18 protein-coding genes and 2 tRNA genes are annotated in these 24806 nt (G+C 58.3%); 8 read left to right on the top strand and 12 right to left on the bottom strand.

What is annotated here, in order from left to right; translation table 11 throughout:
• Window positions 1-288: 288 nt before the first annotated feature.
• On the bottom strand, window positions 289-2475 hold the full coding sequence (locus tag ACSFC5_RS19220; RefSeq protein WP_440766833.1) for an elongation factor EF-2: 2187 nt from the start codon (window positions 2473-2475) through the stop codon (window positions 289-291).
• A gap of 364 nt (window positions 2476-2839) precedes the next feature.
• On the opposite strand from ACSFC5_RS19220, the gene ACSFC5_RS19215 reads away from it, so the two are divergent.
• From ACSFC5_RS19215 to ACSFC5_RS19205, 3 genes are all read left to right on the top strand, one after another.
• On the top strand, window positions 2840-3604 hold the full coding sequence (locus ACSFC5_RS19215) for a DUF5781 family protein (RefSeq protein WP_440766832.1): 765 nt from the start codon (window positions 2840-2842) through the stop codon (window positions 3602-3604).
• 505 nt (window positions 3605-4109) lie between these two features.
• Window positions 4110-4832 (top strand): DUF7504 family protein, encoded by a 723-nt coding sequence (locus ACSFC5_RS19210; RefSeq protein WP_440766831.1) that lies wholly within the window; start codon window positions 4110-4112, stop codon window positions 4830-4832.
• Window positions 4833-5015: 183 nt separating this feature from the next.
• Entirely contained in the window at window positions 5016-6983 is a 1968-nt protein-coding gene (locus tag ACSFC5_RS19205) for a hypothetical protein (RefSeq protein ID WP_440766830.1), read from the top strand.
• Here the strand turns inward: ACSFC5_RS19205 and ACSFC5_RS19200 are convergent.
• Both ACSFC5_RS19200 and ACSFC5_RS19195 read right to left on the bottom strand, forming a co-directional pair.
• Window positions 6968-7090: a DUF7503 family protein gene (locus tag ACSFC5_RS19200; RefSeq protein ID WP_436346662.1), complete on the bottom strand. Its 123-nt coding sequence runs from the start codon at window positions 7088-7090 to the stop codon at window positions 6968-6970. The two genes, ACSFC5_RS19205 and ACSFC5_RS19200, sit on opposite strands and share 16 nt — an antisense overlap.
• A 163-nt stretch (window positions 7091-7253) precedes the next feature.
• Complete coding sequence (locus ACSFC5_RS19195) at window positions 7254-7823, bottom strand: HalX domain-containing protein (RefSeq protein ID WP_440766829.1); 570 nt, start codon at window positions 7821-7823, stop codon at window positions 7254-7256.
• A 195-nt stretch (window positions 7824-8018) separates the two neighbouring features.
• Here ACSFC5_RS19195 and ACSFC5_RS19190 point away from each other — a divergent pair, with 195 nt between their 5' ends.
• A complete protein-coding gene (locus ACSFC5_RS19190; protein ID WP_440766828.1) occupies window positions 8019-9992 on the top strand; it encodes a hypothetical protein in 1974 nt (657 codons plus the stop codon).
• A 72-nt stretch (window positions 9993-10064) separates the two neighbouring features.
• On the opposite strand, the gene ACSFC5_RS19185 is transcribed toward ACSFC5_RS19190, so the two are convergent.
• The 8 genes from ACSFC5_RS19185 to ACSFC5_RS19150 form a co-directional block, all read right to left on the bottom strand.
• On the bottom strand, window positions 10065-10673 hold the full coding sequence (locus ACSFC5_RS19185) for a 30S ribosomal protein S7 (RefSeq protein WP_440766827.1): 609 nt from the start codon (window positions 10671-10673) through the stop codon (window positions 10065-10067).
• Between the two features lie 2 nt (window positions 10674-10675).
• A complete protein-coding gene (locus tag ACSFC5_RS19180) occupies window positions 10676-11104 on the bottom strand; it encodes a 30S ribosomal protein S12 (RefSeq protein ID WP_004267302.1) in 429 nt (142 codons plus the stop codon).
• Window positions 11105-11289: 185 nt separating this feature from the next.
• Window positions 11290-11733, bottom strand: coding sequence for a NusA-like transcription termination signal-binding factor (locus ACSFC5_RS19175; protein ID WP_440766826.1), 444 nt, complete (start codon window positions 11731-11733; stop codon window positions 11290-11292).
• A gap of 3 nt (window positions 11734-11736) precedes the next feature.
• Window positions 11737-12930 (bottom strand): DNA-directed RNA polymerase subunit A'', encoded by a 1194-nt coding sequence (gene rpoA2, locus ACSFC5_RS19170; protein ID WP_440766825.1) that lies wholly within the window; start codon window positions 12928-12930, stop codon window positions 11737-11739.
• Window positions 12923-15850, bottom strand: a complete 2928-nt coding sequence (locus tag ACSFC5_RS19165; RefSeq protein WP_440766824.1) for a DNA-directed RNA polymerase subunit A' — start codon at window positions 15848-15850, stop codon at window positions 12923-12925. The genes rpoA2 and ACSFC5_RS19165 overlap by 8 nt, the downstream gene beginning before the upstream one ends.
• A 9-nt stretch (window positions 15851-15859) precedes the next feature.
• Window positions 15860-17689, bottom strand: a complete 1830-nt coding sequence (gene rpoB / locus ACSFC5_RS19160; RefSeq protein ID WP_440766823.1) for a DNA-directed RNA polymerase subunit B — start codon at window positions 17687-17689, stop codon at window positions 15860-15862.
• A gap of 6 nt (window positions 17690-17695) precedes the next feature.
• Window positions 17696-19270 (bottom strand): DNA-directed RNA polymerase subunit B'', encoded by a 1575-nt coding sequence (locus tag ACSFC5_RS19155; RefSeq protein WP_090308556.1) that lies wholly within the window; start codon window positions 19268-19270, stop codon window positions 17696-17698.
• Window positions 19271-19498, bottom strand: coding sequence for a DNA-directed RNA polymerase subunit H (locus ACSFC5_RS19150; RefSeq protein WP_440766822.1), 228 nt, complete (start codon window positions 19496-19498; stop codon window positions 19271-19273). It abuts the gene before it with no gap.
• 311 nt (window positions 19499-19809) lie between these two features.
• Here ACSFC5_RS19150 and ACSFC5_RS19145 point away from each other — a divergent pair.
• The 4 genes from ACSFC5_RS19145 (at window position 19810) to ACSFC5_RS19130 (ending at window position 23399) form a co-directional block, all read left to right on the top strand.
• Window positions 19810-19882: transfer RNA gene (locus ACSFC5_RS19145), tRNA-Asp, on the top strand.
• A 385-nt stretch (window positions 19883-20267) separates the two neighbouring features.
• Window positions 20268-20340: transfer RNA gene (locus ACSFC5_RS19140), tRNA-Asp, on the top strand.
• A 411-nt stretch (window positions 20341-20751) separates the two neighbouring features.
• Complete coding sequence (locus tag ACSFC5_RS19135; RefSeq protein ID WP_440766821.1) at window positions 20752-21165, top strand: group I intron-associated PD-(D/E)XK endonuclease; 414 nt, start codon at window positions 20752-20754, stop codon at window positions 21163-21165.
• A 122-nt stretch (window positions 21166-21287) separates the two neighbouring features.
• The gene (locus tag ACSFC5_RS19130; protein ID WP_440766820.1) at window positions 21288-23399 is read left to right on the top strand and encodes a bacterio-opsin activator domain-containing protein; all 2112 of its coding nucleotides are present in this window, start codon (window positions 21288-21290) and stop codon (window positions 23397-23399) included.
• Between the two features lie 630 nt (window positions 23400-24029).
• Here ACSFC5_RS19130 and ACSFC5_RS19125 read toward each other — a convergent pair.
• On the bottom strand, window positions 24030-24779 hold the full coding sequence (locus tag ACSFC5_RS19125) for a protein-L-isoaspartate O-methyltransferase family protein (protein WP_440766819.1): 750 nt from the start codon (window positions 24777-24779) through the stop codon (window positions 24030-24032).
• Window positions 24780-24806 lie beyond the last annotated feature (27 nt).

Genomic DNA, 24806 nt, shown 5'->3' with positions numbered 1-24806 from the left:
ACCTCTGGACGAAAATCATATCGAGGTATCCGTATCGTTGCGATCCACCTGTGCCTGAAGACGCGCTAGAATGCAACCGACACAATCGTCGGAACCCTGTTCGTTTCCGGGTGCGTCCCGTTTTCGTGAAGGAGCGCGATACTCGCCTTCGCGGCGATGCCCCCCATCTTTCGTCACGGTACCACCGCCTGAACTTCGAACGGTGGCGGCGTCGGTCGACCGAATAGTCCGCGCAGAGACTGACCGGAACCGAGCGCTGATCTGGTGGCCGCTCCGCAGTCGTCGGTCTTAGATGTAGTCGATGCTCGGGGGCAGTTCGAGTTTCATGCCCTTGCGCTCGCGGATCTCCATAATCTTCTCGCGCTGGAGGGAGTCGGACATGACCTCGAAGCCGGCGTTCTCGGTGTTCCAGGAGGCACGACCCTCGGTCGCGGAGCGGATGTCGCTCGCGAAGCCGATCATCTCGCCGACGGGGGCGATACCCTCGACGACCATGAGGTCACCCTCCTGGTACATGTCGTCGACGCGGCCACGACGACCCTGGATCTCGCCGGAGGCGGCACCCATGTGGTCGTTCGGCACGTCGATCCGGGCGTCCTGCATCGGCTCGAGTAGCTTGATCTTCCCGTCGATCAGCGCCTTGTGGAGCGCGTTTCGGGTTGCCGGGATGACCTGTGCCGGACCGCGGTGGATGGTGTCCTCGTGGAGTCGGGCGTCGTGCAGTCGGATGAGGGTCCCCTGGACCGGCTCGTTCGCGAGCGGGCCGTTGTCGAGGGCGTCCTCGAATCCCTCGATCACGAGTTCCATCGTCTCGTTCAGGTGCTGAATCCCCTTCGTGTCGTCGATGAGGATATTCGTCCCGTGGATGTGCTCGACTTCCTGGGAGTCGTCCTTGTCCATGCCGGCCTCTTGCAGGGCCTCTCGGCGTTCCTGCTCCGGCATGTCCATCGACGCCTCGCCCATCTTGATCACGTCGACCAGCTCGTCCGTCATCGGCTCGATCGAGACGTAGAAGCGGTTGTGGCGGTTCGGCGAGATGCCTTCGATTTCGGCGCTCGGCTGCTGGGGCTGCTCGCGGTAGACGACGATCGGTTCACCGGTGTTGACCGGAATACCCTGGTTCTTCTCGATACGCTGGGTGATGACCTCGAGGTGGAGCTCACCCTGTCCCGAGATCAGGTGCTCGCCGGTGTCCTCGTTGATCGTAATCTGGATCGTCGGGTCCTCCTTGGAGACCTGGCGCAGCGTCTCGATGAGTTTCGGCAGGTCGTCCATGGTCTGGGCCTCGACGCTCTTCGTAATGACCGGCTCCGAGATGTGCTCGATCGTCTCGAACGGCGTCATCTCGATAGAGGAGACGGTCGAACCGGCGATAGCGTCTCGGAGACCGGTGACGGCGGCGATGTTCCCGGCTGGAACGTGATCCACTTCCTCGCGCTCGCCACCCATGTAGATACCGACGGACTGGACGCGGTTCTTGCCCGCGGTCCCGGAGACGTACAGCTCCTGGCCCTTCTCGAGGGAGCCCGAGAAGACACGGCCGGAAGCAACTTCGCCTGCGTGTGGGTCCATTGCGATGTCGGTGACCATGAAAACGACCTCGCCATCCTCGTCGACGAGTCGCATCGTGTCTGCGAGTTCCGAATCGGCGTCGCCACGCCAGATACGCGGAATACGCATCGGCTGTGCGTCGACCGGGTTCGGGAAGTGCTCACAGACCATGTCGAGCACGACGTCCGACAGCGGCGTCCGCTCGTGGAGCTCCTGGCGGTTGTCGTTGCGCTCGAGTTCCATGATTTCGCCGAAATCCATCCCGGTGCGCTGCATCGACGGCATCGAGACGCCCCACTTGTAGAGGGCGGACCCGAAGCCGACGGTCCCCTCTTCGACGGAGACAGTCCAGTCGTCGATGTCATCCATGTCCTGGGTCATGCCACGGATGAGTTCGTTGACGTCGTGGATGACCGAGAGGAGACGCTGTTGCATCTCTTCGGGTCCTTCCTGAAGCTCCGAGATGAGACGGTCGACCTTGTTGATGAACAGGGTCGGCTTGACGCCCTCGCGGAGCGCCTGTCGCAGGACGGTCTCGGTCTGGGGCATGGCCCCTTCGACGGCGTCGACGACGACGAGCGCACCGTCGACGGCGCGCATCGCGCGGGTGACGTCGCCACCGAAGTCGACGTGGCCCGGCGTGTCGATGAGATTGATGAGGTGGTTGGTATCCTCGTACTCGTGGGTCATCGAAACGTTCGCCGCGTCGATGGTGATCCCGCGTTCCTGCTCGTCTTCCTCCGTGTCCATCGCGAGCTGTTCGCCGGCAGTCTCGTCGGAGATCATGCCCGCACCCGCGAGGAGGTTGTCAGAAAGGGTCGTTTTTCCGTGGTCGACGTGAGCGGCGATGGCGATGTTCCGGATGTTCTCCGGTTCGTCCATCAGCCGTTCACACTCTTGGACGATCTTCTTGCGTCGGCCCATATACACCCTGTTACCGGTAGCGGGGTCAAAAGGGTAGTGTTTCGTCGCCGCCGGAATCCGTCGAATTTCCCGGTTTTCGCGCCGGAATTTCCAGTTTAAGTGAGTGAATACCACACAAGCAACAGCGCGAATCTGGCGAGTATTTCCCGTCGAAGCGGACTCTGGTCGAGACCGTGGTGTCGACAGAACCGGTCCGCTGTCACGTTCCGAATCGCTAAACCGGTACTATCACAAACTTGATCGAACGGGACAGTCGGTATCGCGTCCTCATTGATGGCCGTCGGTCGTGACACGCAACGGCAACCTTCGGTCATCGAAACCGGGCGCAAGAGACATAGGCCGCCGGAACGTGGTACTTACACACATGGATCTCCGCGTGCAGGATTCCGGTCCCACCTCTCCGTTCCTCGGTGCTCGAGACCTATTCGAGACCGAACACGATCTCTCGTTGCCGGTTCACGTCCAGCTCCGGGACGATCCCGACGAACGGACCTGGGCCGGTCACCACGACGACCGCCACGTCCTGAACATCTCGAGACAGGCCGCCTCGAGCGCCATGGCTCGCGAACTGGCCCTCCACGAGTTCGCCCACATGGCCCGACACGAACAGGAACACCCCTCACACACGCAGTCGACGGAGGAGGTGCTCTACCTCGCGCTCGCCGGAAAGAGCGTCGAACGGCGCAAACTGGCCCACTGCTACCAGATCGCCAATCACATGAAAGACATCTACGCCGACGACATCACGCTCGCCGTCGGCCCCGGCGAGAAACTGCTCTCGTTCCTCGAGTCGAGTCTCGCGATGGCGATCGCCGACCGCCCCGAGACGCCGTCCCGACCCGGACTCGAGCGTCTCTCGGCGAGTGCCGACCCGGATATCACGGCGGTCAACGCCGCGTTCGCGCTCGCGCTTGCCGAGCGCCACGACCTCGTCGAGGACGATCACCGACTGTACGACCTCGCGTACGCGGCCGCAATGGACGCTCCGCAGGTGGACTTCGAGGGGTTCAAACACCGCTTTCGTGAACTCGCTCGCGATCCCGACTCGAGTACCTATCGCCAGGTGCTCGTCGACGCGACCCGCGCGTACGTCGGTGGAGACGGGCATGAGGCGCCCGCGGCGGACTGACCGTCGCTGGCTGTCACCGAACTGATTCGGCGCTCTTACTTTCGCCGAGAGAAGCGAGATATCCGAATGCGACCGTTCCGAGTCCATTCGTACGCGCTCAAGGACGACTCACAGGTGATCGACGAACGCGAACTCCCGATCGACGAGTACGAGTTCCTGTAGTCCGTCGAGCAGACGACACTGGGGCGCACGTCCTCGAGGCCGCCGCAGACGGCACCAACGTCATCTCGGACGACGAAGGCGGTGACGACGAGATCGGCGAGAACGGTGACAACGGTGGAAGCGATACCGGCGACGACGAGTAATCCACACCTGTCGATCCGAACTGCGAGAATCGCGCGAACTGAGACGGATCGGTCCTTTGTCGAACGGACATCGCGAAGTTGTACACGGAGATGTGTTCAAAACGGTGTATCGAACGTAGCGGCCATAAGGCTCAAGTATGCGGCTTCGCTTCAACCCGAACATTTAATGTATGATTCGACGAATGGCGTAACATATATTGATGTTTTCGCGCAAGGACTGGGGGAGCGGGTCGGACGGCGAGCAGTTCACCGAAACGCTATCCCGACTGAAACGTGAGGGGGCAAGCGTTCTCGTCGTCGGTTCCGTTCGAACGGATCAGCGACGAGACGTCTGTCGACGGCTACTGGGACAGGCGACCGTCCAGCCACGTCGACGCGTCTTGGTTTCGACCACCGGCGATTTACACGACGTCTCACACATGGTCGACGCAGACATCAACACGTCGGATACGCTCAGATTCGTTAGCTACGCCACACAGGCCCGCAGCACCGCCGCACGCGACACCGGAGAAGATACGGCGGAGACTGACTCCCCATCGCTTGAGTCGTCGCCGACCACGACCACCCTTGCCGACCTCGGCATCGAAATCTCGAGCGCTATCGAAGCACTCGAGTCCGAAGCGAACGGTTTCGCCCCCGCAGAGCTCCGCGTTGGCATCAATTCGCTGGTGCCGCTCCTCGAGGAGTTCGGTGCCGAACGCGTCTTCAAGTTCGTTCATCTGACCAACGGTCGGACTCGAGACGCCAACGGTATGATTCACTACTACCTCCCGATGGACCGCGACTCGGATGTCGTCTCCGTGCTGGCACCACTGTTCGACATCATCGTCGAACTTCGAGAACAAAGCGGAGACTTTCAGGAGCGATGGTCGATCAACGATGGTGATCAGAGTTCTGGGTGGATTTCGATCGATCAGTCGTAGGGTTATGGTTGCTCGAACGTTACGTCTGATACTAGCGATAGGTTGTCCACAATCGTCGCTTATTTTCTATCTATTCCAATGAAACCGAAATTTGAGTCGACAAAAGATGGGGTTGAAATTATTGATCCGATAGAGCGGCATCGGTATCGACTTACAACACACGAATCAGTGACAATCACATCAATGAATCCGGATCGGATTCAGTATCCCGTAGATTCGGCCGTCAAGTTTACGGCCGAGATGATAACGTTGCCGACGAACGACATGGTTTATGTTCGTGACGGAGATGGGGCAATGGTCGCAGAAGTTCGACCAAGTAAACAAGCGACGCTTTCTCGGGATAAGTACACACTTGATCTATCGGGCCCGATAAAAGTGTATGCGTGTATCGAAAGTGGGATGCAGATCTACTCGGATACTGACCGGACATATATTACGTTCGACAGTTCAACACAAGTGTCCCTCGGTGCACGGTCGTACCACAGGCGACCAGCAGGAACGATTACGACGACAACAGAGCCGACCGACGTAATGCAGGCGGTATCGGCCTTCGGTTCAGCACTCAAATCAACGGCACCTGAACGATCCTATCCGACTCAGCGGGGCCATCCGCCTGCTATAGAACTCGGTGACAAATTAGATATTCCTGATGAGTTTGAACGGCCGAAGACAGGTGTCCGAATCGAGGTCCCACCAACACTTGGTCACGTCTTCGTTATCACCTCGTTGGCATACTATCTCGGCGCCGAGGTCGTTCCTGGTTCAGTTCCACAAGTCTGCACTACCAGTGGGTTTACCTACAAACTGGACGAGGATGGTGGACTTGAAGAGACGGTCGAGCGGATTCTAAAGCAGGTGTTCCTGTTTGATTGTATCCTCCGGACAGAAGGAGCGACACCACTATCGCTCCCCGAACGAGAAGCGATTGAGCCCAACCTCACGTTCGATATCAAGTCGCTCTACGACCAACCGCTAGCCGAGCAACTCGAAACATATCTTTCTGAATCAGTCGACACAGTAGAGTCACATCTCCCAAAGTGGCGACTCAAAACCTACCTCACTCCAAATGGAGAAAATATCGAATTTCTCCCGTTCATAACTGATAGGCTGTCTATCGTAAGCGTCCAGGAGGGGAGCCGGAAGAAAGTAACCGACCGACCGGAAAAAAACGCAATCGAAGGGTTCGTACGAGGTGCATCTACTCGAAATACAAGGTCAGTCCGTGGAGCGAAAAAACTGTCTACGACAGAGTACTCGATTCCAACGGTCGAGCAACTCTGGAATGACGCGGGTTCATCGAGTGTCAAAAGCACCGCGTCGTTGTCAGCATTTCAGAACAACATCGGCCGAAAGCCGACAGAGGACCCAATCGCTATCGAAGTCGTCTGCAACGATCAAAATATGCGGGAAGAATTACAGACTGTCAATGGGGTCTACGGATCCCACAAAGAACTTCCATTCGATGTGACAGTTCACTATGACCTCTGCCGCGAGGAGTTTACTGACGTCTTATCGAGGGAAAACGATTTTTTTCATTACATCGGTCACATTGATCACGACGGCTACCAGTGTTCTGATGGGAAAATTGACGGAGAAAGAATAGAATCAGTCGGCGCAAAAGCATTTTTGCTCAACGCCTGCCAATCCTACGAACAGGGATTACATCTGGTAGAAGCCGGAAGTCTTGGTGGAATTGTTACGTTTGGAGACGTAGTAAACAGCGGTGCAATCAGTATTGGCGAGACGATTGCACGGTTGCTAAATCAAGGATTTCCACTCTATGCAGCGCTCGAAATCAGCCGAAAAAAGAATGTCACTGGCGAACAGTATAGAATCGTCGGTGATGGAATAACCACAATCGCTCAATCGAAAACCCGGACACCGACTCTCTGTACGGTCAGTACAAACGAAGCTATCAGCGTCGAGTTAACGATGTACGTGAGTTCCACAACTGGAAAAGGTGGTCTCTTCAAACCGTATCTAGAGCCAATTAGCTTATATCACGTACTTCCAGGCAAAACTGAACAGATACAAGTAACAAAGCCACAGCTTACCGAATTTTTTGAACTAGAAGAACTTCCAGTCTTTTGTGATGGAACGGTTTACTGGAGTAACGAAGTTACGCTCAGCGAACTCTACAACCCACCGTAATATCCGCCTGCTGCAACACTGCCAGCCTGGGACAGTGCCAGCATAATCGTGAACAGGACGCCGATCTTTCGTGGGTGGTTCTTTAGGTACTGGGTTAGGTCTTCCATTGGTACATCTTAGACGTTGCCACAGCGAGATATAAATTTATTTTAATAAATCATATAAATAAATAGTAGTGTTATTGTATGATCCAACTGCGTGAAAAGGCAGCATATTTATAACCGGCTATAAAGTAAACCAATGGAGTCTGGAAAATTGACTTAGAGCCAACTATTCGTCCAACAATTGGCGAAGCGCCTGATTGAACTCGTCGCTTGAAATTTCGTCTCGAATCGAAGTTGCTCGTTCGCGATAGTCGTAGAGTTCAGAGACAACGGACTGGTACTGGTTGGCGACATCGAGACCGGATTGTAGCTCACTTTCGAGCAATGCACGCTCGGTCGATAACCTAAAAAATTCGTCTATCACCGCCTCGTATTCCTTTTGCAGAAGCAACCGCTCAATCGTTGAGTGTAACGCCTCATCTGAAAACGGACCAATAAGAAGCTCATCAGCACCGCGATCAACTGGATCATCTGGAGGGGTATCTCCTGCAATTACAAGGATTTGTGTCTCTGGAGCGTTCTGTCGAAATGCATCAAGAATACCACGAGCGTCTGGCCTCTCTAGTCCCCAATCCAACACAAGCAGATCATAGCGCTCATCGATTTGCTCGAGGATCGACCGATTGAAATCCGCTCTATTGATCTGTGCAGCAACCCGAGATTGATCTATTTCCATGTCTGGTAGAGATAAAGAAGGATGAACCACCAGCAACTGGGATGTGGATTTCAGCAACACAGTTCCTACCAATATACTCGGGCAGATACTATTAAATGTAGCCGAGAAAAAGCAGATCCATCAAACAATTTTCAGAGATAGCTGTGGTCCAATATCTGTCGAGCCACGAAAGATGGCCGCAACATATATTTTTATTAGATTCATTTTAATATACAAATTCAATGAGGGTACGCGATAGCCCTCCGCCAAGAATCGATGAAACCACAATTTAGATCCTCCGGAAAAAGGTTGGAGATTATTGATCCAATCGAACGACACCGCTATCAGTTTACAGTACACGAACCGATTGAACCACAACCGGTTGACCGTGATCGAGTTCCGTATCCAGTCGATACTGCAGTCAAAATAACAACTGACCATATCTCGCTACCAGTAATCAATACGGTCTACGTACTTGATAAAAATCAAATGATAAGCGAGATTCAGCCAAGTGAACACACGTCCTTTAGCCAAGGAGAATATATTTTAGATATATCTGGGCAGATAAAAGTATATGCTTTATTCGAAGGTGGTGTGGAAATATACTCTGACAGGAATCAGACATATATTCAACTAGATGATCTAACAAGTGTAACTGTTGGTGCCCGTTCATACCATAGACAACCAGCAGGGACGATTACTACGACAAAATCACCAACTGACGTAATGCAAGCAGTATCTAAGTTCAGTTCGGCACTGAAAACTAAATCTGCCGAACGGTCCTTCCCAACAATGCGCGGACATCCACCCACGCTTAAGTTGGGAAATGAACTTATGGTCCCTGAGAATGTTGATCGGCCTAAAACAGGCGTGACACTCGGAGTTGTTCCAACTCTTTCACAAATCTTTACAGTAACACCATTAGCTTACTATCTCGGTGCTGAGATGGTCCCTAGCGCCAAACCAAAGATCCTGACAGATGATGGACGCACATATTCACTAAATGGGCCAGAAGGATTTGAAAAAACAGTTGAAAGAACGCTGAAGAAAATCCATTTCTTCGACTGTATTGTTCGAACCGAAGGGGTGACAGAGATACCCCTACGTGAGCGAAAGAAAGTAGAGGAAAGCATAGGATTTAATTCTAAATGTATGTATGGGGAATCTCTCTCTGAACAACTCAATACCTACCTCAAAGTTCCGTTCTCTACCGTAAAGCCCTTTCTCCCAGAATGGCGACTCAAGGTACAAATTGAACCGATTCCCGAAAACATCCCATTTCTTCCATTCATAGCTAATGATCTTGCAATCGTTAAAGTGAAAGACGAAACCAATCAGTCAAGGTTTGCGGTAGCTAATGAATTAGCATCACCAACGATTGAACAATCATGGGAACGCAATAAAACTTCTAAAATAAAGGGAGAAACATCAATTCAATCGTACGAAAATAACATTAATAGAGATCCAGAGATAGGTCCGATAGAGATAGAGGTTATTTGTAATGATCCAGCTATGAGTGAAGAATTTGTGTCTGTTAATAGCGTTTATAAGCGTCGGGACGAATTCCCATTTGATGTTACAATTCATCATGAACTCTCTACAAAGGAGTTCAAAGAGGTTCTACAGAGAGAAAGCGATTTTATACATTACATAGGACACATAGATAAGCAAGGTTTCCGTTGTTCAGACGGTCAGCTTAACGCAGAGTCGTTACGGTCTGTCGGTGCAAAATCATTTTTCCTTAATGCATGTCAGTCTCATCATCAAGGATTGCATCTAATAGAAGCAGGAAGCGTTAGCGGAATCGTTACTTATAGGGATGTACAAAATAAAGATGCTGTCGAAATTGGAAGTACAATCGCACGTCTATTGAACATTGGTTACTCTTTCTATGGAGCAATTGATATTGTGCGGAAGGAAAACAAAGTTGGAAAACAATATCATATTGTCGGAGAGGGCCAAGCAACAGTATCACAGCGCGAAAATGGTCTGCCAAATATCTGTATTATAAACACAACAAATGGGATTGAAATCAAAATAAGCGGATATCTCGCCGGGTATAGGAGTATTGGAAGCCTATCGTCTCCATACCTCGAGTCTGTTGAATGGTATAATTTGGCCCCGAAAATAGCCGGACCAATTTCGGTAACAAAACCAGAACTCGTTCAGTTCCTTGAAATAGAAACGATGCCAGTTCTCCTGGATGGCGAGTTGCGCTGGAGCGACGAGATAACAGTGAGTGAGATATAACAGTTGGCGCAGCTATAGGAAGAGCATTATAACTTGCAGACACCCGTTATCGGGCCAAAAAGCCCGAGGCGATTAACGTGCAGCTGCCGCGACGCGCTCTTTCTCTTCTTTCTGACTGATCGCGTAGGTCTGGACGTCGTAGTTCGACGCACCGATCAACTGCCGTGCGATAGCCTCCGAAACAGGCGTCGGCGTCTTGAACGATTCGTTGTAGACACCTTCGGCGAGGAACTTCAGGGCCTGGTCGACGCGACGCTGGGGTGCGACGTCGACGGCCTTGGGGACCGAAATTCCACCGTATTTCAGGCGGACGGTCTCCTCTCGAGGAGCTGCGTTCTCGACAGCGGTCACGAGCACCTGAATCGGGTTCTCCTCGGTGCGCTCGTGGATGAGTTCGAACGCGTCACGGACGTGGTTGAGCGACTGCTGTTTCTTACCCGTGTTCTCCTCGGTCTGCATGAGGCGGTTGATGAACCGTTCGACGATCGAGATCTGGGACTTTTTGAACTGCTTGCCGGCGTGACGGCCGGCGGTGTGTGCGACTGGCGTCACCGTGATGTAGCGCTCGGTGGACGGATCGTTGTACGCGATCTCGTCGATTTCCCACGTGCCGAACAGCTTCGCGCCGACATCTGCGCCACCTGCGGGGGCGTCCGGGTCGGGTTGGTCTTCTGCCGCCATGATTATCGCACCGGTTTCTCTGCGTTTCCGCGGACCAGTTCCTTCAGGGCGACACCGTTGACCTTGTCGACCTTGTAGTTGACACCGGAGAGGTCACCCATCGCACGACCCTTCGCCCCACCGATACCGGCGATGGTGACTTCGTCGTGTTCGTCGATGAACGAGATGGCACCGTCACCGGGACAGAACGCGGTGACCTGCTTGCCGTTTTTGATCAGCTGAACTCGGACACACTTTCGGATCGCCGAGTTGGGCTGTTTTGCTTCGATGCCGACTTTTTCGAGTACGATACCTCGAGCCTGTGGAGCGCCCTCGAGCGGGTCGGACTTCTCGCGAAGTCCACGGGCGCGGCGCGCGTAGTCAGAGTCGGACCACCGCTGATTCTGGCGGTCCTTCTTGAGCTTGCGCGCGGCGTACTTGCCGTTTGCCATGGGAAGCGATATCCGTTGAAGGCACTTAAGCGACCCGTTTCGAACCGACCCGTTACGGCTCGAGAACGCTCGAGGTACCCCGCTCGCCGAATCTGAGCGCGTTTCGCTTATCAAGTTACGGACGGAGAATGGCGTAGCGTGCCTCGGCGGGCGTGAGGTCGCCGAACGGAGAAGCGGAGCGAACGTTAGATCAGTTGGACGTCGTCGATCCCGAAATGCCGATCAGCGAGTTCCCGTGCAGCCTCGATCGTTTGACCACCGGTTCCGATTGCGACGCCGCGGTCGTCGTTGGCGACCTCGACGTAGGCGACGGTGTCCTCGTTCTCGCTGATCGTGACGTTGTACACCGCCGCCGGGGCGAGCGTGTTCGCGACGAACGTTTCGGGATCGTCGGCGTCTTCGACGAGCCGTACCGGCTTCCCGACGCGGTCTTCGTACTTCGTGACGGTCCGGCCGCCAGGACCGATCGCCTCGCTCATCCCCCCGCTCGAGACGACGAGGACGAGTCGTTCGTCCGCGGGATCGGCGTCGGTCGCGTCAGTTACCAGGCAGTCCTGGCCGTTCACACCCGTCACGTCCTCGAACGCGGCGAGGTACTGACGGGCGTCGTCGTCGAGGGTAACACCCATCGATCAGTCGGCTTGACTGCTACCGGAGTCCGTCGATCCCATCCGGAGGTCGACGTCGCCAGTCCCGAGCTTGATCGGTTTGCCGACGATGACGTTCTCCGTGACACCGTCGAGATCGTCGATCTCGCCGTGGATCGCGGCGTTGAGCAGGTGGTTGACCGTCACCTCGAACGCTGCGCGGGCGAGGACGGACTGCTTCGAGCCCGAAATACCGTGGCGACCGATCGACTCGATCTCGCCGCGGTTCGTCATCATGTCCGAGACCAGCATCAGGTGGCGGACGTTCACGTCGTCCAGGCCCTGCTCGGCGAGCGTGTTGTGCGTCTCCTCGATAATCGTCTCGCGTGCGGCCTCGATGCCGAGGTTGCGGTGGATTTCGTGAAGGTTGTTACACGTCGTTCGCGAGGCGTCGACGCCGTCAATTTCGAGAGCGTCGCCGAAGGCCGATCCCTCGGTGTAGAGGACGAACTGCTCGCCCTCGTCGAGTTCCTCGCGTCGGATGACGACTCGAGAGACCTCTTCGATTCCCTTGAACGTGATATCGCGGAGCTCCTCGACCAGCTGGAGCAGGTCGCGGTAGGAGGGTTCTTCGGGACCGAACTGGATCTCGGTACCCTGCTGAACCGTGCTCACGCCGAGGTTGTCCTCGATGATCTCGGCGACTTCCTCGGCCGTGATCATCCGCTCTTCTAAGGTATCCTTGTTGAGCGAGATCTGGACGCGCATGTCCGCGACGTTCGTCGAGACGTCGCCGAGTGCGAGAATCTTCGTCGCCTCGAGGTTCCAGACGACCTCGTGGGCTCTCTCGCGTTCGGTGGCGTACTCGTCCTCGAGGTAGACCGTCATCATCGGCGTGTCGGGGGTCTTCCGGGCGTCGACGAGTTCGATGAGTCGGGGCAGCCCCTGGGTCACGTCGATCTCTGCGACACCGGCGTAGTGGAACGTGTTCATCGTCAGCTGCGTTCCGGGTTCGCCGATCGACTGTGCGCTGACGGTACCGACGGGGTCGAGTGGATCGACCCGTGTATCGATATAGCGGGCCTCGACGGCCTTCGAGAGTTCGTCGGCGTCCTCGACGGTCGCGTCGCCGCGGTCCTCGAGCGTCTCGTAGACCTCGTCTTTGAGTCGTCGCGGCAGATTGGTGTCCTCGACGACTGCGATGATATCGTCGTCGACATCGTAGTGGACGTTAGTCATCGGAGGTCACCTCCGCTCCCTCGGCGAGTCGCTCGTCGGCGTGTTCCGAGAGGTTCGTCACCTCTCGTTTCGTGCCGAAGAACTCCTCGCGCTCGGCTTCGGACTCGAACTCCGTGTCGAGCACGCGGTCCGCGATTGCCTCGACGTCGACGTCGTTCTCGTCGCCCGAGGATACCTTGACCGGCGAGGTGCCGTCCTCACCGAACTCGAACTGGACGATGGTGTCCGAGGTGTCCCGGACGGTGCCGTCGTACTGGCTCTCGAGTTCCGAGAGGGCGTTGATCAGTCGGCGCTGGAGGTAGCCGGACTTCGAGGTCCGGACTGCCGTGTCGACCAGCCCTTCCCTGCCACCCATCGCGTGGAAGAAGAACTCCCGCGGGGTCAGCCCGCTCGTGTAGGAGTTCTCGACGAAGCCGTGGGCCTCCGCGGAGAGGTCGTTCGGTTCGTAGTGGCTGAGGGTTCGGTCCTCGTAGCCGCGATTGATTCGCTCGCCTCGAACTGCCTGCTGGCCGACGGCGCCGGCCATCTGGGTGAGGTTGAGCATCGAACCACGCGCACCGGAGTTGGCCATGACCACGGCCGGGTTGTCGTCCTCGAAGTGTTCGTCCGCGATGGTCCCCGCATTGTCACGCGCACGCGAGAGCGTTTGCATGATCTTCATCTCGAGCGTCTCGTCGATCGTTCGACCCGGGAGACTCTCGAGTTCGCCGTTCTCGTAGGCCTCGATGAGTTCCTCGACGCGGTCGTTGGCGTCGGTGATAGTTTCGTCGATGCGGTCCTGTGCTTCCGCCGGGATCGTTTCGTCGTCGATCCCGATCGAGAACCCGAAGTGCATGATCGCGCGCATCGCGAGCGTCGAGACCTCGTTGATGAAGATCCGCGAGCGCGTGTTGCCGTAGACCTTCGTGATGGTATCGACGATTTCGCCGCCGAACTCGCCGACCTCGTCCTCGGCGATGGTTCCCTCGAGGAGCTGGCCGTCCTCGACGACGACTTGGTCACCGACGGTGCCGGTGAACTCGAGATTGAGGTCATCAGGCAGAAGTTCGGAGAAGACGTCGTGTCCGGTCCAGAACGGTGTGCCTTCGTCGTCGATCCCGCTCGGCTCGGGCAGTTCGTCGATTCGGGTGGCCCGAAGCAAGTCGAGCGCCTGCGTCTCGTTGAACCGCGGGTTGTCGTGAGTGAGCAGGTAGGTACCCGAGATGTGGTCCTGGATGGCGCCGATGATGTTCTCACCGAAGCGCGGGGAGAGGATCTGCTCCTGGACGCGCATGAGGACGCGGGCCTCGGCGCGGGCCTCCTCGTTCTGGAGGGCGTGCATGTTCATCTCGTCGCCGTCGAAGTCGGCGTTGTACGGCGGACAGACGACGGTGTTGAGTCGGAACGTCTTGTACGGCATGACCACGACCTCGTGGGCCATGATCGACATCCGGTGGAGCGACGGCTGACGGTTGAAGATGACGATGTCGCCGTCGATGAGGTGTCGGTTGACCTCCCAGCCGGCCTCGACCTTCTCCGCGAGCTGTTCGCAGTTCTTTTCGGTCACCTTCAGTCGGCGGCCGTCCGGTCGTCGAACGTAGTTCGCACCGGGGTGGCCCTCCGGTCCGTTGGACACGAACCGTCGGGCGTCCTCGAGATTGCGCTCGGTGACGTTCATCGTCTGGGTCATCTCCTTTGCGACGCGGTCCGGAACCCCGACCTCGTTAAGCGAGAGCGTCGGGTCCGGCGAGATAACGGTCCGGGCGGAGAAGTTTACACGCTTCCCGGACAAGGAGCCACGGAACCGTCCTTCTTTCCCCTTGAGTCGCTGGGAAAGGGTCTTGAGCGGCCGTCCCGAGCGGTGGCGGGCCGGCGGCGTCCCCGAAATTTCGTTGTCCATGAACGTGGTGACGTGATACTGCAGCAGCTCCCAGAGGTCCTCGATAATCAGCTGAGGCGCACCCGCCTCACGATTCTCCATGAACCGCTGGTTGATTCGAATGATGTCGACCAGCTTGTGCGTGAGGTCGTCCTCGGAGCGCTGGCCGTTGTCGAGGGTGATCGACGGTCGTGCGGTGACCGGCGGCACCGGGAGCACGGTCAGGATCATCCACTCCGGCCGGGAGCGGTCGGAGTCGATTCCGAGCACCTCGATGTCTTCGTCCGGGATGTTCTCGAACCAGTCCCGAATGTCACTCGGCATCAGCTTGTTCGTGTCCTCCTCGGTGAGATCGATATCCAGGGCCTTCTCGATGGCCTTGCGCTGGCTCTCTCGCGGGCGGAACGAACCCGAGAGGATCTCGTTGACCCGGGAGAGTTCGATCTCCGTCTGTTCGGCGAGTTCGTCCGGCGAGGTTCGCTCGATGCCTTCTTCCTCGTCGCCCTGCATCGCGGCCGCGATGCGCTGGGAGTACTCGCTGGTGAGGACCTGCTGGACCTCGTAGTAGGTGGTCGGCTTCTCGTGGTCGATGTCGTACTGAATCTCGCCGCAGAACGGGCAGCGATCCTTCTTTCGGGCTTGCCGGATCGCCGCCTTGGTCACGTCGTTGAGGTCCCGGCCCAGCTTTCGGGATTCCGTGATGTCGTCGCGGAACTCGTCGCGCTCGTCCTCCGTCAGGAGGAGTCGCGAACACTCACGGCAGGTACCGCGCAGGAGTCGCCGAATGAGCTTCGTAAAGCCGACGTGGATGACGGGGGCGGCCAGTTCGATGTGGCCGAAGTGGCCGTTACAGGATCCCGAGTGCTTCCCGCAGGTCTTGCACTCGAGTCCGGGGTCGATAACGCCAAGCCGTGGATCCATCAGCCCCATGTCGATGGGGAAGCCGTCGTCGTCGTACGTGTCGGCGGTGATGATCTTCGTCGCGCTCATCTCCCGATACTCCTCGGGCTCCATGAGCCCGAAGTTGATCGATCCAATGTCTTTTGGTGTACTGTGTTGCATGGTGGTTGCTTAGACGGCGTCTGCCAGTTCGAGTCGCGGCGCGATACCCAGCGCCTTCATCTCGTCCAGGAGGAGCTTGAACGCGTAGCTCATCTCGATCTCGTGGATATCGGTCTCCTCGTCGCAGTTCGGGCAGTAGACACGCCGTTGTTCGACGTTCTCGACCGCGCTCATCCCACACTGGCCGCAGACGTGGATGAACTCGCGGTCGGACTCATCGAGCAGTCGTTCTTTCAGCGTCATCGCCGCCCCGTGGCCGATGAACACGTCCCGTTCCATCTCCCCGATACGAAGTCCGCCTTCGCGGGCCCGCCCCTCGGTCGGCTGGCGGGTGAGCACCTGCACCGGCCCGCGCGAGCGGGCGTGCAGCTTGTTCGAGACCATGTGGTAGAGCTTCTGGTAGAAAATGATCCCCACGAAGATCTCGGCCTCGATCTTCTCGCCGGTGACGCCGGAGTACATCGTCTCCTTGCCCGCGGAGTTGAAGCCAGCGTCCTCGAGACCGCCGCGGAGTTCGTCCTCGTCCTCGCCAAGGAACGGCGTCCCGTCGACGCGGCGTCCCTCCATCGCGCCGAGTTTGCCGCCGATCATCTCCAAGATGTGGCCGACGGTCATCCGCGACGGCAGCGCGTGCGGGTTGAGAACGAGGTCGGGAACGACCCCCTCCTCGGTAAACGGCATGTCCTCCTGCGGTGCGAGGTGGCCGACGACCCCCTTCTGTCCGTGTCGGGATGCGAACTTGTCTCCGAGTTCGGGAATTCGCTCGTCGCGCACGGAGACCTTCGAGAGCTTCGAGCCGTCCTCGCCCTCCATGAGCGTGACGGTGTCGACGACGCCGGACTCGCCCGACCGCATCGTGACGCTCGTCTCTCGGCGCTTCTGCGGGCTCAGGCCGCCCATGTCGTCGGGCTCTTCGAGGAATCGCGGCGGACTCGTCTTTCCGAGCAGGACGGAGTTCTCGTCGACCTCCGTCTCGGGGTTCACGAGGCCGTCCTCGTCGAGGTGTGCGTACGCTTCCTCCCCGCGTGCGCCGCGGACGTCCTGGGAGGGAATCTCGAAGCGGTCTTCCTGACCGCCGGGGTAGCGGCGTTCCTCGCCCTCGTAGGTCCGGAAGAAGTGCGAGCGGGCGAGTGCGCGCTCGACGCTGGCCTTGTTCATGACCAGCGCGTCCTCGATGTTGAACCCCTCGTAGCTCATCACGGCGACGACGAAGTTCTGGGCGGCGGGCCGGTCGTCGAAGCCGATCTGTTCGGTTGTCTGCGTCTTCACCATCGACAGCTGTGGGTAGTGCAGCAGGTGCTGGCGCGTGTCCGGTCGGATCCGGTAGTTCGCGCTCGGCAGACCGAGCGACTGTTTGACCATCCCTGCACCCATCGTAATACGCGGAGAGGCGTTGTGCTCGGGATAGGGAATCATCCCCGCACCGATCCCGAAGATCAGCGACGGATCGATCTCGAGGTGGGTGTGTTTCTCGGTCAGATCGTCTTCGTCGACGGCGACGAGGATGTCCTCTTCCTCCTCGGCGTCGATGAACTCGATGTAGCCGTGGTCGACGAGGTCCTCAAACTCGAGGTCGCCGTCCTGCAGCGCCTCGATCTCCTGATTGGAGATGCGAGGTTCGCCGCCTTCGACGACCAGGAGCGGGCGTCGCGCCCGGCCGGCGTCGGCGTTGACGATTACTTCGCGAGTGCGCTCTTTGACCGAGACGTTGACCATCTCGCTGACGTCCCCGATACGGCGCGCTTCGCGGATCTGTGCGGCTAACTCGTGCGGATCGGGGTGCGTCCCCACCAGCGACCCGTTGACGTAGACTTTCGCTTCTCGCTCTTGGCTGCTCATTGTTGATTAGTCGTCCGCAGTCGATCGTTCGATGCCCTCGAGACCCGGAATCCCCTCGACACCCATCGATGCAAGTTCACGTTTGAGTCCCTGTTCGTCCTCGACGTTCTGGGAGAGCTCCATCGCCTGCGCGAAGTTCTTCACCAGCCCACAGTTCGGCCCTTCCGGCGTCTCGGAGGGACAGATACGACCCCACTGGGTCGCGTGTAAGTCCCGCGCCTCGAAGTGCGGCTGCGAGCGACTGAGCGGCGAGCGGAGCCGACGCAGGTGGGAAAGAACTCCCATGAAGTCCGTTCGGTCTACCAGCTGGGAGACGCCGGAGCGGCCACCGACCCAGTTCCCCGTCGCGATCGGGTGCTCGAGACGCTCGGTGAGCACGTCGGAGCGCACGACCGTCGAAACCGACAGATTTCGGTTTCGCATGTTGGCGCGCTCGAGCTGGTACTTCACGTCCCGGGCCAGTTTATTCAACGCGGTCCGGAACAGGTCTTTCATCAGGTCGCCGCTGACCTTCAGGCGCTTGTTCGCGTAGTGGTCCTTGTCGTCGGAGTCGCGTCGGCCCAGCGCGAGTTCGAAACAGGCTTCGGCCATCCGACAGAGGTAGTGAGCCTTGTTGATCCGGACGTCTTCCTCCTCGACACCCTCTTCGTGAAGGTGTGGCAGGAGGTAGCGGTCGATGACGTAGTTGGCCCGCTTGAGCTGGTAGTTCTTGCCCTGACCCGAGGCGACGCGTTTCCCGAGGGTCTCGATCGCCTCCTCCTCGGTCTGGACGTCGGCTTCCTCCAGGTTCTCGAGCATGTACTTGACGACCTCGGGGTCGTTCGAGACCTTGTGGACGATCTCTTCGTCCGACTCGAGGCCGAGTGCTCGAACGAGCGTGACGAAGTTGATCGATCCCGACACCGAGGGGAACGAAACCTCGAGCAGGCCGTCACGGGTTCGTTCACAGAGCACGAGGGCGCGGTAGCCACGGCGCTGGGAGAACGTCTTGGCGACCTGAATCTCGTCGCCGTACTTGGTGTCGTATTCGGCGAGGATCTTGTTCGGCGCGAGGTCCTCGCTCGTCATCAGCACGCGCTCGGAGCCGTTGACGATGAAGTAGCCACCGGGGTCGGCCGGGTCCTCGCCGATCTCGATCAGTTCCTGATCGGAGAAGCCGGCGATGTTACACTTCTCGGAGCCGACCATGATCGGCATCCGACCGATCTTCGTCTCGGTCGAGTCGACGACGCGCTCGTCGCCCTCCTCGCCCTTGACGATCGACATCTCCATGAAGACGGGCGCGGAGTAGGTGATGTTCCGGAGGCGAGCCTCCTGTGGGTACAGCAGTTCTTCGGAGCCGTCGGCCTCTCGAACGCGGGGCGTGACGACCCGGACGTCGCCGAGTTCGACGTGGACGGGCTCCTCGCCTTCCTTGTCACCGATATCCGTATCGATCGTCGCCTTCTCGTCGACGACCTCCTGCATCCCTCGGCCGAGGAAGGCGTTGAACGATCGGTAGTGGTGTTCGGCGAGTCGTTCCCTCGAGAAGTATTCGCGCGAAATGTCGCGTCGTTTGGATCTGTTCAGTTCTGTTGCCATTTATTCCACCACGAGTCGGTATACGACTGCCTGGTCGGTTGTCCGTGAGTCCCGAACGATTTTGATGACGTCGCCGATCTCCGCCTCGTCGGGCAGGGCGGAATCGTTGCGTTTGATTTTCGGCAGGTCTGTACGATCGATATTGTACTCGGTGAGGACCTCCTCGAGGACGTCCTCGTCGAGCACGGTGTGCTCCGGTACGAGTTCGTGTTGGCTTACGTCTACCATGTGTTGGGATTGGTGTGCGTGTCGGCTATCGGGAGAGAAGCGGCTGTCACGAGATACTACAGGCAGATACCGGCGGGACGCATTTAACGGTTACTAACTCGAGCGGGAGCGACAGCTATCCGACCGGGGCAGCCCTGATCGGAGGTGCCGATCACATGCGACAGTACCCCAGTATCAGTTAAATTCCTTGTGGAGCATGTAACTGTGTAGCAAAGAGCGGGATCGAGGCGACTCCGTGGCCCGATTCACCGTACCACACGGTGATCGATTGGAAAGTCTTAATACCGTCACCGGGAAACGATGTGTTGTAAGCCCGGATGGTGTAGTGGCCCATCATACAACCCTGTCACGGTTGTGACGCGGGTTCAAATCCCGCTCCGGGCGCTTCTCGAAATTCAAACTCGTGAGCAATCAGCTTGCTGTGTTGCGAACAATCGAATTTCGAGAAACGCAGACGAGGGATTTGAATCAGAGAGTAAAGCGAACGGAGTGAGCGAAACGACCGTGGTTCAAATCCCGCTCCGGGCGTCTTCTTCCGCGAACAGTTCCGACGAGCACCGCATAGCGTGTGCTCATCATCCGTGAGCTGTCTTCTTTCCCAGAGATGGACCCTGATAGGGGATCGACGGCCCAACAGAACGCGAGAACGCTGCATCACTCGACGCTGAACGGTAACGGGAATGGTATCAAAATCGTGTGATAACACAGTTGAAGGATAGCTGGAACACAACCCTTAAGAGTGTCACCGGGAAACCAAGGGATGCAGGTTGCCCGGATGGTGTAGTGGCCCATCATACAACCCTGTCACGGTTGTGACGCGGGTTCAAATCCCGCTCCGGGCGCTTCTCGAAATTCAAACTCGTGAGCAACCAGCTTGCTGTGTTGCGAACAATCGAATTTCGAGAAACGCAGACGGGGGATTTGAATCAGGGAGTAACGCGAACGGAGTGAGCGAAACGACCGTGGTTCAAATCCCGCTCCGGGCGCTTTCTGCTGGCGCCAACTCGTGAGCGAGGCGTGTAACGACGAGCGAGCGACAGCGTCAGCGAAACGTCGATTGGGGATTTGAAAACAAAGAGCCCCAGGCCCGGAACGGCGCGAAGCGCCGCAGGCCCGGATCGTCTCTGCCGGGTTCAAATCCCGCTCCGGGCGTCTTCTTCCGCGAACAGTTCTGACGAGCACCGCATAGCGGGTGCTCGTCATCGCGAGTCTGCGACTGACGATTTATAATCGATGACCGGACGAAACGTCGTATGCGAAACTCGAAACATGTCGGAGACAAAACGGAATCGAAAGCACTGACAGAACTACTCGAGTGCGGATACAGCGTTTCGATTCCCTTCGGCGACAACGACAGGTACGACCTCGTCGTTGACGACGAGGGAGACCTGCATCGTGTGCAGTGCAAGACCGGCTGGCGGAATAAGACCGAAACGATGCGCTTCAATACCCACTCACAGACGACGAGGGACGGCTCGTATCACGAACAGACGTATCACGGGGAAATCGACGCATTTCTGGTCTACTACCCGAAAAACGAGACATTCTACTGGATCGACGCCGCCGACGCGACCGGGCAGAAGATGGAGCTTCGATTCGAATCAGAGATCAACCACCCATCAATAAACTGGGCGGACGCATACGAGTTCGATGGAACGATTCCCTGAGGAAAGGACTGTTCAGTCACTCGGAGACAGGAGATTGGAGTACTCGTCGAGAACACTAATCATTTAGTATCTACGCCATCTTTCCACCCCATGACGGCTGCGACGCCCGTCGACGCTCACCAATGACGAACCCGATCACCGTCCTCATCGTCGACAACGAACCGGGATTCGCCAATCTAGCCGGCGAAATGGTCGAACGCGAACGCGACGCGATCGTCGCCGAAGCGGCGACGAACGCCCAGGAGGCACTCGAGATCCTCGAGGAACGCTCGATCGACTGTATCGTCAGCGACTACGAGATGCCGGCGCTAACCGGCCTCGAGTTGCTCGAACGCGTGCGCGGAGACGATTCGAATCTCCCGTTCATCCTCTTTACCGGTCGCGGCTCGGAGGAGATCGCCAGCGAGGCGATCGCCGCGGGTGTGACGCAGTACCTCCAGAAGGAGTCCGGCAAGGAACAGTACGCGCTGCTCGCGAACCAGATCACGAACGCCGTCGCTCAGTATCGGACCGAGACGGAGTTGCGCGAGAGCGAGCGCCGATACGAACGGACGTTGACGACGCTCCACGAGACGACGCGGGATCTGATGCGAGCGGGGACGAAACGCGAGATCTACCAGTCGGCGGTCGATACTGCGCGGGAGATCCTCGACGTCCCCATCGCCGCGGCGTACGCGTTCGAACCGACGGCGGGACGCCTCGAGCACGCGGCGTCGACCCGAGAGTCGCGAGAGCTCGTCGATCCGGAGATGCAGTTCGAACAGGGCGAGGGCCACATCTGGGACGTGTTTTCCGAGGGGGAGAGCACCTACTACGAGGATGCGACGCGAGCGGGTGAGGGTGCAAACGCCAAGACGCTGAGTCGAAGCGAGCTGATCGTCCCGCTCGGAACCCACGGCGTGTTGGTTGCGGGGACCGAGGACGTCGACGGATTCGACGAGACGATGACGGAGCTGCTCCACATTCTGGCGGCGAACACCGAAGCGGCCTTAGACCGCGCGGAACGCGAGCAGTTGCTTCGGGAGCACGATCGAACGCTCACCAAGCAGAACGAGGAATTGACACGACTCAACCACACGAACGAGATCGTCAGGGAGATCAACCACAGCGTCGCACAGGCCTCGACGCGAACGGAGATCGAGACGACGGTGTGTGATCGGCTTGCCGACACCGAACGCTACTGTTTCGCCTGGGTCGCCTCGGCCGACGACGACCCGCCCGAGCCGACCGCGTGGGCCGGCATCGACGCGGCCTTCATCGATCGGATCCGTGACGATGGCGACCGAGCCCCGGAGCTCGAGGTGGTCAGAGAGACCCTCGAGACCGAGCGCGTGCAGGTCGTCCGAAACGTCCTCGAGGCCGACGGCTGGGACCGACGCCGGAAAGAGGCGCTGACGTACGGCTACCAGACGATCCTCGCGGTCCCGCTCGCCGACACCGAGCGTCAGTACGGCGTGTTGCTCGTCCACGTCGCGGGCGTCGACTCGCTCGGCGACAGCGAGCGGGAGGTGCTCGGCGAACTCGGTGAGACGATCGGCCACGCGATCCGATCGGTCGAGCGCACGCGCGCGATGTTGACCGATAGCCGGCTCGAGCTCGAACTCGCGATTCACGACTCGCGATTGCTCTTGAACCGCGTCGCCGAGCGAATCGACGGAACGGTCGCCATCGAGGGGGTGATCTATCGGGACGACGAGGTCGTCGTGTTCGTCAGCGTCCCGACGACAGCGGATCTCGCGCCGCTGGATCAGTGGGCGTCGATAGATACCCTCTCGATCGTCTCCGAAGGTGACGACGAGACGCTGTTCGAACTGACGGTTACGTCCTCCCCGATCCTGGACATCCTGCGGACCTACGACGTCCACTTGCAGACTGCGATAGCCAAAAACGGGACGACGACGCTCGTCCTCGACGTGCCACAGCAGGTCGAGCCCCGATCGCTGGTCGAAGCGATCAGGGAAGGGTATCCGGAGACGGAGCTCGAGGCTCGACGCGAAACGACCAGCACGCGCTCGGCGCGCCAGCTCGATACGCACCTCGAGGAACGGCTCACCGCCAAACAGCTCGAGGCGCTACAGGCGGCCCACTACAGTGGGTTCTTCGAGTGGCCGCGTGAGAGCACCGGTGAAGAGCTCGCGGACGCCCTCGACGTCTCACCGCCAACGTACCATTACCACTTGCGAGCGGCCGAGCGAAAGCTCGTCACACTGGCGTTCGACGGGAAATCTAGGTGATTAGTATCGATATTCGTTCCCCACTAACTGATTAGGAGGTATACTTACTTTCAATCAGTTCGTACGATACGTTGGCGATCTGCGATAGTCTATCGCCACCCCCAATCCCCCACCCCCCCAACTTTCCCCCTGAACTACTCCTTTCGAGAGGCATCCGTCATCGACGACGTTCAGCTTCGAACGGACGCCAAGAGAGATTGGTATTGTCGAGATCGTGTCGTGTAGTCGGTCGCTCAGGACCAATAAAGTCGACATCTATCCGTGTAGAACGCTCGAACTGAACTGGACTATCCACTGCTTAACCAGTGCGTTCAGTATGGGGTACTAATTATATAGTAATCCTTGACAAGCCATAGCTAACTAATTAGGAAGTATAGTTAACGCCCAGTCGATCGTACTGATAACTGGCGATCTGCGATACCTCTCGCCACCCCCAATCCCCCCACCCCCACTTTTGCGCGGTATCGGACAGCGAGCGTCCGCTGTATCCGTTCGATCCGTCGAGATGGAACTCCTACAGTGGTCGACGGGCCGTTAGCCCGTCGTTGTTGCTGACTACTGGCGTGAATGCACTCCTTGCTGCGTCGGTAGATCACGTCGACTGGTGGTGTTCGCGACGCGAAAGTCCGCTCACCGGGTGCCGACCGATTCCTCCCACTCGATCCACTCCTGCTCCCAGCCGCGACGCGATTCGGCTCGGCGCATCGCGTGTTCACGGTCCTCGCGAGTCATTCGGTTGCGTTCGACGGCACCCGACTGTTCGCCCTCGACCAGCAGCGGGTCGAACGTGACGGCCGCGAACGTCGCCCGCTCGTCGTCGGCGGAGACGGCCTCGAGGCGCTGTCGCTGGGTCCCGCATGGAAAGACGATTCGGCCCCCGTCGGTCAGTTGCTCGAGCAGCGCTCGCGGCGGGTCGACGGCGGCAGCCTCGAGCAGAATACGATCGAACGGCGCGTACTCGGGGAACCCGTTCGCCCCGTCGCGGCAGTCGACGAGCACGCCGTCGTAGCCCGCTCGAGCGAGATTCTGGCGGGCCTCGATGACGAGCGGCCGGGAGATGTCGACCGCATGGACGTTCGCCTCACCGACGATTTCGGCCACGATGGCGGCCGTGTAGCCGACACCCGCACCGACGAGCAACACGTCGTGGCCGTCCTCGAGATCGAGCGGTTGCAACAGTCGGGCGACCGTACTCGGTGCGAGCACGCGAGTGCCGAGCACCTCGTGTTCCCGGTCGGCGTAGGCCGACCGATCGTCCTCGAGAAACTCGTGGCGGGGAACGTCTCGCATCGAGACGGCGACGGTCTCGTCGTGGAGGACGTCCTTGGCATCGGACTCGAGGCCGTCGACCATATCTTCTCGCAGTACCGCGGGGTCCATACTCGGAGTATCGCTCGGTCGGTAATC

Source organism: Natronorubrum marinum (genome assembly GCF_052040125.1).
Taxonomy (GTDB): domain Archaea; phylum Halobacteriota; class Halobacteria; order Halobacteriales; family Natrialbaceae; genus Natronorubrum.
This window is presented reverse-complemented; position numbering and strand designations above follow the sequence as displayed.